This window comes from Planococcus circulans, assembly GCF_020023385.1.
Taxonomy (GTDB): Bacteria; Bacillota; Bacilli; order Bacillales_A; family Planococcaceae; genus Planococcus.
In genome coordinates, this window is the sequence record NZ_JAIQCL010000004.1 from 148,675 (window position 1) to 161,834 (window position 13,160).

A 13,160-nucleotide genomic window follows, 5' to 3' on the forward strand; every position below is an offset into this window, starting at 1 on the left:
TACAAAGGAGGCAGATGAATGCAACAGCATCGATTATATGTGAACGGCAAGTATACCGACTCCACAGGAACAGAATGGATTGACATTATCAACCCTTCAACAGAAGAGATTATATCGCAGATCCCTAAAGGAACCAAAGAAGATGTCGATCGTGCAGTAGAGGCCGCATTCAAGGCGCAAAAAGCATGGGAGCTCACACCGAACATCGAACGCGGCAAAATTGTCCGCAAGCTTGGAGACAAAATCGCTGAAAAACGCGATACATTTATTGACCTGCTGCAGGAAGAACAGGGAAAAAGCTATGAACTGGCTAGCGGCGAAGTCGATCTTGCCATTGATTATTTCCATTACATGTCTGAATGGGCACGGCGGATCGAAGGTGAAATCCTGCCGAGCGATCGTCCAAATGAAAATATCTTCATCTACAAAAAACCGATCGGGGTGGTAGCCGGCATCGTTCCCTGGAACTTCCCGGTCTTCATCCTCGCCAGAAAAGTAGCGACTGCTCTTGTCACCGGCTGTACGCTTGTCCTGAAACCAAGTCAGCAAACACCCAATACCGCTATGGAATTCACAAAGATCATCGATGAGATGAAGGAGATTCCAGCAGGTGTCTATAATGTAGTAACCGGAACCGGCTCCGAAATCGGCAACGCACTCGCTTCACATGAAAAAGTGCAACTGGTCACCATGACCGGCAGTGTTCCAGCAGGTACGAAAGTGATGGAGGCCGCCGCGAAAAACATCACCAAAGTCAATTTGGAATTGGGTGGCAAAGCTCCCGCCATCGTCACTCAAAACGCAGATCTTGATCTGGCAGCTCAAGCCATCGCCACTTCACGGCTCGCAAACAATGGCCAAGCCTGCACAAATGCAGAAAGGGTCTACGTTCACGATAGCGTCGCAGAGGAATTCACGAAAAAGCTCACTGCTGTTTTTGAATCACAGGTTATGGGAGACCCGCGTCAGAACAAAGAAGCGGACATGGGCCCACTTGTCAGCCAGGACCGGCTCGACACTGTCCATGACATGGTCAAACAAGCCGTAACCGAAGGTGCCACTGTGGCAATCGGTGGTGAACGCGACAGCAGCCAATCCGGATTTTTCTACAAACCCACCATCCTGACAAATGTGGTACACGATTCAGCGATCATCCGGGATGAAATTTTCGGTCCTGTGCTGCCGGTCACCACTTACAGCACGCTGGAGGAAGCCATTGAAAAAGCGAACGACACAGAATTCGGCCTATCCTCATCTGTTTATACAAATGATTTGAACGAAGCCATGCAGGTCGTTAATGAAATGAAGTTTGGCGAAACCTATGTGAACCGCGAGAACTTTGAAGCCATACAGGGCTATCACGCCGGAATGCGCAAGTCGGGACTCGGCGGTGCAGATGGCAAGCATGGCATGGAAGATTTTCTAGTCACGCAAGTGGTTTACATGCAATATAAAAACAATAACTAAACGAAAAAAACTCTCTTCCTATAGAAAGGAAGAGAGTTTTTTAGATAGAGAGCGTTTCCTCTCTGCAGCCGAGTAAGTCCCGGCCGCTTCCATCTTAGTTTATTTTTTTCCTACCATGTTCTCTGGTTTAACCCATTCGTCAAACTGGTCAGCCGTCAAATGACCGCTGTTTACAGCAGACTCTTTTAATGTCGTGCCGTCTTTATGCGCTTGTTTAGCAATTGCTGCCGCTTTCTCATATCCAATGTGGGGATTTAATGCCGTCACCAGCATCAATGAATTGCTGACATGGTTTTGAATAACATCCAAGTTGGCTTCAATGCCCACAGCACAATGATCATTGAAGCTGATCAGGCTGTCAGTCAACAGACGGACAGACTGCAGGAAGTTGTAAGCGATAACCGGTTTAAAGACATTCAATTCAAAGTTCCCTTGGCTCGCCGAGAAGCCGATGGTTGCGTCGTTGCCCATTACTTGAGCCGCTACCATCGTCAACGCTTCACTTTGGGTCGGATTCACTTTTCCTGGCATGATGGAGCTTCCAGGCTCGTTTGCAGGAATCGTAATTTCGCCGATGCCGCTGCGGGGACCGCTTGCCAACCAGCGTACATCGTTAGCAATTTTCATTGCATCTGCAGCTAAAGCTTTGACCGCCCCATGTGTGTATACCATTTCGTCATGGCTTGTCAGTGCATGGAATTTGTTTTCTGCAGAAGTGAACGGTGTTCCAACTGCTTCACTGATGAACTCAGCAACTGAAGGGCCGAAAGTCGGGTCGGCGTTGATGCCTGTTCCAACTGCTGTACCGCCGATAGCCAATTCACGCATATGTTCAACGCTTTCACGGATCATGCGCTCGCTTTTTTCAAGCATATGCTTCCAGCCGCTGATTTCCTGGCCAAGTGTCAAAGGCGTCGCATCCTGTAAATGGGTACGTCCGATTTTGATGACCTCATCGAATTGCTTCGCTTTTTCATCCAATGTCGCCTTCAGCTTTTGAACAGCCGGCACAAGCTTTTCAGTTACTGCTAGAACTCCAGCAACATGCATAGCTGTCGGATAAGTATCATTTGAGCTTTGAGACATATTCACGTCATCATTTGGATGAAGTTTTTCCTCAGAATTCTGTTCGGCCAGGATTTCATTGCCGCGGCGCGCCAGAACTTCGTTCATGTTCATATTGGATTGCGTACCGCTCCCTGTCTGCCATACAACCAATGGGAAATGATCGTTCCACTTGCCTTCGATCACTTCATTTGCCGCAAGTTCAACGGCTTTCATCTTCGCTTCAGACAGTTTCCCCAGTTTATGGTTTGCTTTGGCTGTCGCTTTTTTCAACTCGGCAAAAGCCATGACGACCTCATGCGGCATACGCTCTGTACCGATTTCAAAATTCTGTACGCTGCGCTGCGTTTGAGCGCCCCACATTTTATCCGCTTCAACTTGAATTTCACCGATGGTATCTCTTTCTGTACGATACTGCATTCCATTCACTCCAATTCTGATGTCTATGTATTCTTCTTTTCTATTATAACCACATCCAGACGCTAAAAAGCGACCTTTGCGGTTAAAAATCGCTGGTTTTACTACTGAAAAATTCTTCTATGATGGCTTCATCAGAATGCGGGATATACTCCCCTTTGACAATTTGGGCACCGTTGATCGACCCACTGGACAATAGAACGAGATCGTCCGGTCCACTTTCCTGCAGTGCTGCGAGAACTGCTTCACGACGGGAATCAGCAGTCACTACCGTCTGCTTGTACGGCAAAGTAAACCCCTTGAGCACCGCATCAATCACTGTGCGGGGTTCATTGTCTCCAGGATGGTCAACGGTTACTACAAGAACATCCGCTTTCCCTTCAGCAGCTTTGGCCATCTTCGGCATTTTCGAGAAATCCCGTATGCCAATGCCAGCGATGAGCGCGATGAGTCGGTTATGCGATAGTTTTTTCACTTCCTCCAGAACTGCTGCCAATGCCACTGGCGTATGAGCATAATCCAGAATGATTTTCCGGTTTTCTGGGCCCTGAATCACCTGGAAACGCCCTTCGACTTGAGACATTTTCGGCACAACAGCGAGTATAGCTTCTATGCCGATGCCGGATAGCAATGCCGCACCGATAGCTGCAGTCAGATTAGCTGCATTATATTCACCATAAAGCGGTACATGCACAAGCCACCGCTTCCCCAGATAATGCAAGTCGAATTTCAATCCGGTATCAGAAGATTCACAGGCTGTCCAGATCAAATCAGCATCGGAATTCACCTGGCTGCTGTATGTCAGATGAGGACACTCGATGACTTCCAAAATTTGCTTTGCCATTCCTTCATCATCTATATTCACGACCACAGCATTAGACTGCTTGAACAATAATAATTTCGATTGAAGATAATGCTCGAAGATTTTATGGTACTCCAAATGTTCTTCCGAAATATTGGTGTGTATAGCTACATCAAAGCGAATGCCTTCTACGCGTTTTTGGTCCAATGCAATAGAAGAAACCTCCATAGCCACTGCACGATCATTTTCCATTACAAACTTTGAAAAAATCTTATGGATGTCGGAAGAGATTGGAGTCGTTGGAGTGCTTTTATGGAATGGGATTTTGCCATTTGCCCCTAAAACCCCTGTTGTTCCAATAAACCCGCAGGAAATGCCAAGTAGGTTGAACAGGTTATAGACATATGTGGCTGTGGTTGTTTTTCCATTAGTTCCGGTAACGCCGATTTTAAGTAAGCTTTGTTGAGGTGAACCATAAAAGAAATCAGACATGCGGGCAAGTGCCGTCCGGACATTTGTGACCACTGCAAAGGAGAGTTTCGGATACTTCTTCGCATATTCAGCCAGCAGACGTACGTCGGAGCCGACAATTGTTGTCGCTCCCTTTGCGATGGCTTCACCGATATATAAATGTCCATCGGTATTTTCACCCGGCACACAAAAGAAAGCACAGTCTTGAGTAATCTGCGTAGAATTGTACTCGATTGAACTGACCTTCGGCTTTTCTGGTCCAAATAGCGTAGTGATGGGGAAAGAAGGAATGCTGGTGAGTTGTATCTCCATTTAAAGGCTCCTTAGGAAAGAAATTATATCAAATACCTATAGTTTCACAGGAAGATGTATCATTATTCTATCATTTTCGTTTATCAGCGCAAACCATTCCGGACTAATTTTTCTGAAATGAGGTTATTTTCTGTACTTTTTTAAGACATAAAAAAACCTTTGCTCAAAACAGCATTGAGCAGAGGGCTTTTCAGTTTCTTATACTTCCAGTTCTTTAGGAGGCCGTTCTTTCTCAACCGGCTCGTATCGTGATTGTTCAATAGTTTGAGCGTACTCCGATTTCCGTGTAAAGTTCTCCAACGTATCATCCGACTTTGCCATCCTCTATTGTATTTCTCTGGCCGGTTTTATTTTTTCTATAAACCCCAATGGTTTATAAGCCTGCACATATAAGGTGCCGTCATTCACCTCGACGATCAAAACTTTTTCGTCTTGGTCGATGGCTTCATTGTCATAGCCAGTGGCACGCTTTGAAGTCATACCTGTATATGTCTCCAGAACTACTTCTCCATAACCGTCGACAGGAATCGGAATGACGACATTCGCGACTTGCCCAGGGAGAGGCTCTTCCGCATAGGCAATTGATGATCCAGCAGCAGACAAGGGCAGTAAGATGCAGAAGTAAAGCAACAGATCCAATACAGCTGAACCCATTACCGCAATCCCTAATACTGACCATTCGTTAAAGCTTGTCGCACTCTCCAATAACAAGCCAATTGCGGCACCAAATGTAATGAATGCCAAAATCACCGTCGGATTTAGTACAGGCAAAGCCTCTCCAAAATCCGTGACGTCTCCGAAAAAGACATATAACACGGTCACTGCCCCTGCTGCAAGAAGAATATACATATAGAGCTCTTCAATCGGCAAGCCAAAAACCATCATTCCAAAACCTCCCATTCCAGTAAGTATCTTTCCATCTTCTTAGTAATACGAATACGATAGCCGGAAGTTTCCGAATCCTTTGAAATAAAGAAAAAACCCGTTCTTTTACAGAACGGGTTTTGCAAATTGGAGTTCGTGAAAACCATGCACCAGCTGAAAACCAATGCCCACATACCCTTCATTGAGCAACTGCTGTTGCTTTTCCAAGTCATCCAACTTCACTGTAACGTGTCCATTATAATGAACAGTCTGATTTTCCAGGTCCTTCACCAGGATATAGCGCTTTAATCCTTCATACTTTTCCTTTAGAGCCGCGATATACATCGCTTGAGTAAATTTATCTTTTAAACTGGGGATATTCAGCGGAGCTACGGTGCAGCAAACGTAGCGAAATTCCTCGTCAAGATTGGGAAGTTCTTTCATAATGACTTCAGCTAATTTCTGCTGAAGGCGATTTCCACGGTATTCGGGAAGAACCACTGAAATTTCCTGATAAATGACTTTTCGCAAGTCTTCAGGCGGCAGGCCGATATCCCAACCCAAATGCTCTTCATCGATTTCTGGAATCAGCAATGCCCTGAACCCGATCAACTCATCTCCGACAAAAGCACCAACCAGCAAACCACGTTCATTTAGGATAAACAGGAATTCCTCTGTAGTTAAAGCTTGAAGCGAAGCCTTTTCAGGAAGTGATTCGATTACTTTTGCTTGAACTTGTTCTATTACGGGCAAATCCTCCAAATACAGCCGCTTCATAGAAAAAGGCAACTTTTTATGAAGCACTTGATTGGTTATCGTGCCTTCATGCAGTAACTTCATCAGCCATTCTCCTCCGTATATTTATGTAGCTATAGGATACCACTTCCGTCTTTGAACGTCTGCACGTTTTTTCAATTACCTCATAAATTGAAACGATCTTCTTAACGGTCTAAAAAAGACTGTTTAAAAATTCGTCAATTTCTTTTTGAGTACGCAAAAAAACAACTGTATGTTGAGGACTTTCTTCTATAAAGTGTTCCATCCGTTTTCTCATCTTCACTTTACGTGCCCGATACGTTGAAGTGATGAACGTCAGAAATCCTTTATCCAACTTTTCCAGACAGCCAATCGCCATATCTGAACGAGTTTTTCCGTGATTTACGATTCGGCGTTTAACGACACGGTACAGGCAGACGATTAAAGGGCGTTCCAGGTAGATGATGGTATCCGCCTCTTGTCTTCGGATTTCATAGGTGGCTGTGTAGTTGCCTTCAATGATCCAACGGTCCTTTTCAACGAGCCGCCGCTGTTTTTCGCTAAATTCTTCATGAGTGCTTTCCACCCATCCCGGCTTCCAGAAATAAGTATCCAAATGATGGACCGGAATAGCCGTCTTTTCTGACAGCTTTTTTGCAAAGCTTGATTTACCAACACCTGAGGACACCCCGAGCACCATTATCTTCTCCAAAACCATTGCCTCCCCCTCTATTTCCTTCAGTTTTTTTATTATAATCCAACAGGAGATCAAGCAGTAGCAAAAAGAAAATTCGATTATCACTTGCAATATCTGTATACCCGTGTTATTCTAAGGAAGAATTATTTTTGTTCGGATAACTTTTTACAAAGTGTCAGATGTTCATCTGCAAGATTTGAGCAAGGATAGTAATACAATGTATGCTTACGCATACGAGGAGGAAACACACATGGAACAAGGTAAAGTAAAATGGTTTAACTCAGAAAAAGGATTTGGCTTCATCGAACGCGAAGGCGGCGACGATGTATTCGTACATTTCTCTGCAATCCAAAGCGAAGGCTTTAAATCACTTGACGAAGGTCAAGAAGTAACGTTTGATATCGAGCAAGGCCAACGCGGTCTTCAAGCTACTAACGTTCAAAAAGCTTAATCTAAAGCTAACTTATCAATGAGCTCTTCTTCGGAAGAGCTCATTTTTTGTGCATTTTTATAAAGCCGCAGCCTGGAAAATCTTCCAGGCTGCGGCTTTTACGATATTATGGACTGCTCATTTTTTAAAGAACAGTTTCTTGCCACCAAAAAAAGACGGTAGTTGCCCCCAACAGCAACTACCGTCTTTTCCTCTGCGTTAATTCAACCAAAAATATAGCTGAAAGACTGCGAAAATAACTATACATAGACCAAGCGTGCCGAAGACGATCCCCAGCGCCAATTTCTTTCCGGTCATACTTTCACTCCTTCTCAATTCTCAATTCTCAATTCTCAATTCTTCTATAATCCCTGTGATCTCATGAGCGCCTGTGCCTTTATTTGATAGGACCGTCAGCACACTGCCATCCGCAGGGTAAAATGCCGAATGGAAACTGACACCAGGATCATAGCCCATCACATGATACTTCAAAATATCATCTTTCCCTTGTTGTATCCATATACCATAACCATACGCACCGTCTTCTCCAGAGGCGTGGATTTGCAGCATTTTATCAACTATTTCTTTCGCCAGCAAAGTGCCGTCCATCAGACTGCGCCAGAAATTCGCCATATCATTCGCTGTGACATAAGCACCTCCATCAGCACCACCACGGATTGGAATGGCGTACTGATTTGTCCGCCACGTTCCCTCTTCTTCAATATAGCCAAATGCTGTTTGGCTTGGCAACCGATCCAAGCGGAAATACCCCGAGTTCTGCATTTTGGCGGGAGCAAAAATCCGCTCCTCCACCACCTCTGCAAACTCTTTTCCCGTAACTCGCTCAACGATCAGTCCGAGTGCGATAAAGCCGGCGTTATTGTAGTGGAACCTTTCGCCTGGCTCGAACATCGGCGGCTGATCTTTAAACAAAGGAATAAAATCTGAAGCGGCTTGCATCAAATACATCGGGTGCTGTCTCCATAAGTCCTCGAAATCGTCCATGACCTGCTCATCAAAATAATCCGGAATGCCGGACGTGTGTGTCAATAATTGATGGACAGTGACTTCGAAATTCGGAAAAGCTTGTGGCAACAGCTCTGATAGCTTATCGTCGAAAGCCAGCTCCCCTCTCTCCACCAATTGGCAAACTGCAACAGCGGTGAACAGTTTGCTGCCAGACGCAATGCCGAATCTGGTATCAACCGCATTCGGCCTTTCATCGGCACGATTGGCAAAACCTCTCGCTGCTGTCCAGGTTTCCTTTTTCTGCAGATAGGCAACACCCGAAAAATCGATTTCCTCCATCCTGTCCATAATCGGATTGGCAGGCTTCTCCTGCTGGAATCGCCCTTCTTCTGTAATAGTGATCTGGCGGCCATCAGTCAATTCGATTGCTAAGGGATGGGTCTCGCTTTTTTGCTTCGAAAAATACCACGTACGTTTCGGCGCCACTAAAATGATATAAGCATGTCCGCTTCCCAGGAAATTCAACGACTTCGCATCGATGCCTTTGTTGCCGCGCACTGGAATGTCCATCTCTTCAATCCGTTCCCCGACTTCTTCGACATACGGGGTAGTGATACTTACTTCACTGATGTTGAGCAGTGAATCGACGGTGAAATTCCCCATCCGGTCAACACTGCGCCTCGCGATGAATTCAATAACATTGCCGGCCGGATCCTGAAAGTAAAACGCATCCGCATCAAAATTGGCGTAGAACACTTCATCCATGCCTTCTTGCCGATTCAAGGTCACCCGTTCACTGGCCCACCATTTGGCCAGCGTGAACTGGTTGCCTGGAATGTTCAGAGCATAATGATAGACAGCTGCCCTTTCCGATTCCCGGAAGACCAATTGAGATTCACCGATTGACAATGTAAAACTGGCCTCATCTTCTTCCACGATACGGAAGCCCAGTTGGTATTCATAAAATCCCTTCATATCCTCTAACTGGTTTGTGTATAAGATCACCTTTTTGAACATGTCCTCACTCCTTGCCTTTAGCATACCGAAAAATCCAATTTTTTTCCTCTTTTAACCACAAAAAAAGAAGCCAAAGGCTCCTCATTTTTTTGGCTCTATAAACAAAGTCATTATCCGTTGACCATATACCGCAGTCTGATCATGTCGCGGCATTCGATACCATTCTCAAAAATCGGTTCTGGATAATTTCTTCTGAAAAAGTCTGGATCGATCGCTTGCAAACGGAAGCCGCATTTCTGGTAAAGAGTTAGCTGTCCAAGGCTAGAATTGCCGGTACCGATTTCCACAAACCGGAAACCTCGTTGCGCTGCTTGCGCCAGAGCATGCTCTAAAAGCTGACGGCCATAGCCCCGGTCTCGAAAGCTTTCGGAAACCGCCAAATTCTTAATTTCTACAACTGTTTCAGATAAGGCGAGCAGGACATACACACCAATTAACACACCGTCCTGCTTCCCGATCATACACCAGCCCGAGTCACAATAAGCCCGGACCAATATTTCCGAAGGATCCGCTTCCAGAAGTAAATCCATCGGCAAGGATTCATCCGCACTCAGCAAATGGAACTCCATTACTTCATTTCTTTAAAACCTTGATCGATCAGATAGTCTTCAGCATTGTCGAAAGTGCCGAAGCTTTCCTCCAGGTTTTTGCCTGTATAGATATTCCAGAATGGCTCTTCATAGACCAGGTCCAATTTCACATTTTCCCGGTTTATCCACGTCTTGTCGTATGGCGGTTCCGGCTCTAAAGACAGGTAATCGAGGGAGTCTGCCAAAACGCTGCGCAATTCCTTTTCGGAAAAGTCACGGATATTGACGAAGCCTTTCTTATCCACTTCATAATGCGGCAAGTTTCCTACATAGACAAAACCATTGCCAGTCGGATGTAAATGATAGACCACAATTTTCTTGTCGTACAGGCTCTCTTCATAATGAAAATTCACGCGTTTCATCGATACATCTTTTCTCGTCAATTCCGGGAAAGACTCAATGATTTCCAACTTTTGTTCAAATGTTAACAATCTCATTACCTCATTTCTTAGTTTCATTTATTTCATTAAAAACATTAGTAAGATCCAAGACAATAGATCTGGAGCTTTATATTAAGCCCACAGATATATGGTTACACCCGTTTCGCATTTTCAATTACCATTTAGTATACCACGCCAAGACCAATCCCACATCCATAGAAAAAAGCTGCGCAAACGCAGCTTTTCTCACCTTGCTATAAAATTGATTAACGCCTTTAAAATAAAAGATTCACTTAATCACATTTATTTCTTCTTGCCGAACGGCCACCAGACACCCCGGTCGAAAGATACTGAAATTGCCGGTATCAATAACGGCAGGACAATCAGCCCGTACAGCAACAATCCGGTGATGACGATCGTTGCAATCTGCACCAAGCTCAAGACGCCAGAAGGCATCATGGCACCGAATGTACCTGCCAAAATGATGGCTGCCGTGATGATGACAGTCCCCATCTTCGCCATTGATGTCCGCATTGCATCACGAACGCTGATGCCATTGAACGATTCTTCGCGGAACCGGTCGAGCAGGAAGATCGAGTAATCGACTCCCAGTGCCACCAACATCACGAAGCCAAAGAACGGCACTGCCCAGCTGATGCCATCATAGCCCAGGCCATTGACGAAGATCAATTCCGCAATGGAAATTGATGTATAATACGTCAGCAACAAGGATCCGATCATATATAGCGGCATGATCAACGAACGGAAAAGAATAGCCAAAACAACAAACAAGCTGATCAGCATGATAACCACTGTACTTGCAAAGTCACTGGAAGACACTTCTTCTAAATCGCTGTTGATGCTGGAAATTCCGCTGAATGCAATTTCCGCTTCTTCTAGCGGCGTTCCTGCTGCAGTACGTTCTACTGTTTCTTTGATTTCAGTGGTAATGTCAATTGCTTCAGGAGAATACGGATCCTCTGATAACACCACGTCCATCATCATTCCTCTTCCGTCAGCAAAGGAATAGCGATCCAGTACCTGTTCAAAGTCTTCGCTCTCCAATGTTCCTTCCGGAATGAATAGGCCAGTGTCACGCACAGCTTCACTGTCGCTCATTTCCTGCATCATGTCGACAGCTTCCGTCAATCCGGTCTGGATTTCAGCCAAGCCATCATTTGAAGCACCTACGCCATCCGCCAATTGCGTCAACCCGGCACTAAGTTCTGCTGTCTGTCCAGCTGCTCCAGCCAAACCCTGCTGAATTTCTGTCAAACCGCCACTGATTTGAGTCAAAGCTCCGACGGTTTGCGGGATATTCCCTGTTTGTTGCAAGCCTTGCGAAACCTGCACCAATTGCTGGTTGATCTGTCCAAGACCCGCGGCCGCTTCGTTCAATCCTCCAGCATTTCCAGCCTGTTCCCCGATAGCCGTTAAGTTGGTCTGGACTTCCGTAAGCCCTGCCTGCACTTCACCAAGTCCATCGCGGGCTTCACCAAGTCCATCTGCCATAAGGCCGAGCTGTTCGTCCACGTAAAGTTCGTCAATGACATCGCCTGTCGGTCGTGTAATCGACCGGACAGTCTCGACACCCTCAATTTTTTCAATCTCAGCACTTACTGATTCGAAGTAAGGGACAGTTGACCGATCTGTCAAGGAATCATCTGATTTGACGATTACTTGAACGGGCAGCGAATCTCCTTTTCCAAAGCCTTCTTCAATAGCACGCAGGCCTTTCACTGACTCATATTCCGAACCGATTTCATCCACCGTGTTAAAAGATAAGGAATTATCGTACGTAAAGAGCAATGGAACTGTAATCACAGCTACCACCAACATCGACAGCAACGGTCTGTTGATCGACAGTTTGCTCATCGTGATCCATAATTTGCTGTCACTGTGTGAAGCGGATTTTTTCGCTGGCCAGAATAGTTTCTCCTTCAATAAAGACATGAAGAATGGCACGATCGTATAAAGGACCAGCAGCAGGACAAATATGCCGACCGCTACAGCCACTGCCGATTTGAATATCGGAAATTCAGCAAAGCCGATGGCGAAGAATCCGATAAACACGGCGATCCCGCTGATCAGCAAAGTTCTACCCGCTGTTTTATACGTGTTGATGATTGATTGTTCCACCCCGTGTCCAGCCGATAGTTCTTCTTTATAGCGACTTAACAGCAGGATACAATAATCCGTTCCAATTCCAAACAGAATCGCCACCAGGAATATCTGTGTATAGTTGGAAACCGGGAATCCAAACCAGTCGATGAAAAATGCCACGACCGATTGGCTCAATAAATAAGAAATTCCGACCGCAACAAGCGGGATGAACGGTGTTACAATCGAACGGAACACCGCCAGCAATAACCCGAAAATCAAGATGACTGTAATGATTTCTGTACGCTTCAAGCCTTCTTGCGCACTGATATTCACATCATTGTTGATGATGGCTTCTCCTGTTACATAAGCAGTCAAATCTTCCGGAATGATGGTTCCTCTGATTGTGTCGGCAACGGCATTCACTTCTTCGTCCGTGCCATCAACCGTAATCGGCATCAATACGGTTTGGCGATCTTCCGAAATCAGTTGATCTTCCAATTCTTCACTTTCAACCGGATTTAATACGCTTGTCACCGGATCTCCGAGTGCTTCGATATCCACTACCATCTGTTCGAGCGTTTCCCGCATCGAATCAGTTATTTCACTTTCCAATGGAATGACAAGAGAAATGGTTTGTTCTGCAGCATCCGCATCCGTCAAAATTCTTGATGCTATTTGCGAAGAAGCTTCATCAGATAACTGAAACGAACCTGCCTTTTCTGCCTGTTCCGTTAAATTAGGCGCCAATAGGAATAAGACGATCGTCAAGACGATCAAGCCGATGGCAATCGGCCATTTAAATTTCAATACGCTATGCATG

General features: G+C 45.4%; 12 protein-coding genes. 2 read left to right on the forward strand and 10 right to left on the reverse strand.

Annotated features, from left to right (window positions below):
* Positions 1–18: 18 nt before the first annotated feature.
* Positions 19–1,467: an aldehyde dehydrogenase gene (aldA, locus tag K8U60_RS08755; protein ID WP_223637177.1), complete on the forward strand. Its 1,449-nt coding sequence runs from the start codon at positions 19–21 to the stop codon at positions 1,465–1,467.
* Between the two features lie 99 nt (positions 1,468–1,566).
* On the opposite strand, the gene fumC is transcribed toward aldA, so the two are convergent.
* From fumC to K8U60_RS08780, 6 genes are all read right to left on the reverse strand, one after another.
* Positions 1,567–2,952, reverse strand: coding sequence for a class II fumarate hydratase (gene fumC / locus K8U60_RS08760; protein WP_223637180.1), 1,386 nt, complete (start codon positions 2,950–2,952; stop codon positions 1,567–1,569).
* 82 nt (positions 2,953–3,034) lie between these two features.
* Positions 3,035–4,534 carry a UDP-N-acetylmuramoyl-L-alanyl-D-glutamate--2,6-diaminopimelate ligase gene (locus tag K8U60_RS08765; RefSeq protein WP_223637182.1) on the reverse strand — a complete coding sequence of 500 codons (1,500 nt, stop codon included), beginning with the start codon at positions 4,532–4,534 and terminating at the stop codon, positions 3,035–3,037.
* Positions 4,535–4,732: 198 nt separating this feature from the next.
* Entirely contained in the window at positions 4,733–4,855 is a 123-nt protein-coding gene (locus tag K8U60_RS19045) for a hypothetical protein (RefSeq protein WP_263298621.1), read from the reverse strand.
* Positions 4,856–4,858: 3 nt separating this feature from the next.
* Complete coding sequence (locus tag K8U60_RS08770) at positions 4,859–5,419, reverse strand: hypothetical protein (protein WP_223637184.1); 561 nt, start codon at positions 5,417–5,419, stop codon at positions 4,859–4,861.
* A gap of 105 nt (positions 5,420–5,524) precedes the next feature.
* Positions 5,525–6,238 (reverse strand): hypothetical protein, encoded by a 714-nt coding sequence (locus tag K8U60_RS08775; RefSeq protein WP_223637186.1) that lies wholly within the window; start codon positions 6,236–6,238, stop codon positions 5,525–5,527.
* Positions 6,239–6,347: 109 nt separating this feature from the next.
* Positions 6,348–6,866 carry a P-loop NTPase family protein gene (locus K8U60_RS08780; RefSeq protein ID WP_223637188.1) on the reverse strand — a complete coding sequence of 173 codons (519 nt, stop codon included), beginning with the start codon at positions 6,864–6,866 and terminating at the stop codon, positions 6,348–6,350.
* Between the two features lie 235 nt (positions 6,867–7,101).
* On the opposite strand from K8U60_RS08780, the gene K8U60_RS08785 reads away from it, so the two are divergent.
* Positions 7,102–7,302, forward strand: a complete 201-nt coding sequence (locus tag K8U60_RS08785) for a cold-shock protein (RefSeq protein WP_006830093.1) — start codon at positions 7,102–7,104, stop codon at positions 7,300–7,302.
* A gap of 318 nt (positions 7,303–7,620) precedes the next feature.
* Here the strand turns inward: K8U60_RS08785 and K8U60_RS08790 are convergent, their stop codons facing one another.
* The 4 genes from K8U60_RS08790 to K8U60_RS08805 form a co-directional block, all read right to left on the reverse strand.
* The gene (locus K8U60_RS08790) at positions 7,621–9,267 is read right to left on the reverse strand and encodes a serine hydrolase (RefSeq protein WP_223637189.1); all 1,647 of its coding nucleotides are present in this window, start codon (positions 9,265–9,267) and stop codon (positions 7,621–7,623) included.
* A 110-nt stretch (positions 9,268–9,377) separates the two neighbouring features.
* Entirely contained in the window at positions 9,378–9,836 is a 459-nt protein-coding gene (locus K8U60_RS08795) for a GNAT family N-acetyltransferase (RefSeq protein WP_223637190.1), read from the reverse strand.
* The gene (locus K8U60_RS08800; RefSeq protein ID WP_223637688.1) at positions 9,836–10,288 is read right to left on the reverse strand and encodes a hypothetical protein; all 453 of its coding nucleotides are present in this window, start codon (positions 10,286–10,288) and stop codon (positions 9,836–9,838) included. Before K8U60_RS08800 ends, K8U60_RS08795 begins: the two co-directional genes overlap by 1 nt.
* A gap of 252 nt (positions 10,289–10,540) precedes the next feature.
* On the reverse strand, positions 10,541–13,159 hold the full coding sequence (locus K8U60_RS08805; protein ID WP_223637192.1) for an MMPL family transporter: 2,619 nt from the start codon (positions 13,157–13,159) through the stop codon (positions 10,541–10,543).
* Between the last annotated feature and the right edge of the window lies 1 nt (position 13,160).

Coding starts and splice junctions, on each gene's coding strand:
- aldA (WP_223637177.1), top strand. CDS start 19: ATGCAACAGCATCGATTATATGTGAACGGCAAGTATACCGACTCCACA.
- fumC (WP_223637180.1), bottom strand. CDS start 2,952: ATGCAGTATCGTACAGAAAGAGATACCATCGGTGAAATTCAAGTTGAA.
- K8U60_RS08765 (WP_223637182.1), bottom strand. CDS start 4,534: ATGGAGATACAACTCACCAGCATTCCTTCTTTCCCCATCACTACGCTA.
- K8U60_RS19045 (WP_263298621.1), bottom strand. CDS start 4,855: ATGGCAAAGTCGGATGATACGTTGGAGAACTTTACACGGAAATCGGAG.
- K8U60_RS08770 (WP_223637184.1), bottom strand. CDS start 5,419: ATGATGGTTTTTGGCTTGCCGATTGAAGAGCTCTATATGTATATTCTT.
- K8U60_RS08775 (WP_223637186.1), bottom strand. CDS start 6,238: ATGAAGTTACTGCATGAAGGCACGATAACCAATCAAGTGCTTCATAAA.
- K8U60_RS08785 (WP_006830093.1), top strand. CDS start 7,102: ATGGAACAAGGTAAAGTAAAATGGTTTAACTCAGAAAAAGGATTTGGC.
- K8U60_RS08790 (WP_223637189.1), bottom strand. CDS start 9,267: ATGTTCAAAAAGGTGATCTTATACACAAACCAGTTAGAGGATATGAAG.
- K8U60_RS08795 (WP_223637190.1), bottom strand. CDS start 9,836: ATGGAGTTCCATTTGCTGAGTGCGGATGAATCCTTGCCGATGGATTTA.
- K8U60_RS08805 (WP_223637192.1), bottom strand. CDS start 13,159: ATGCATAGCGTATTGAAATTTAAATGGCCGATTGCCATCGGCTTGATC.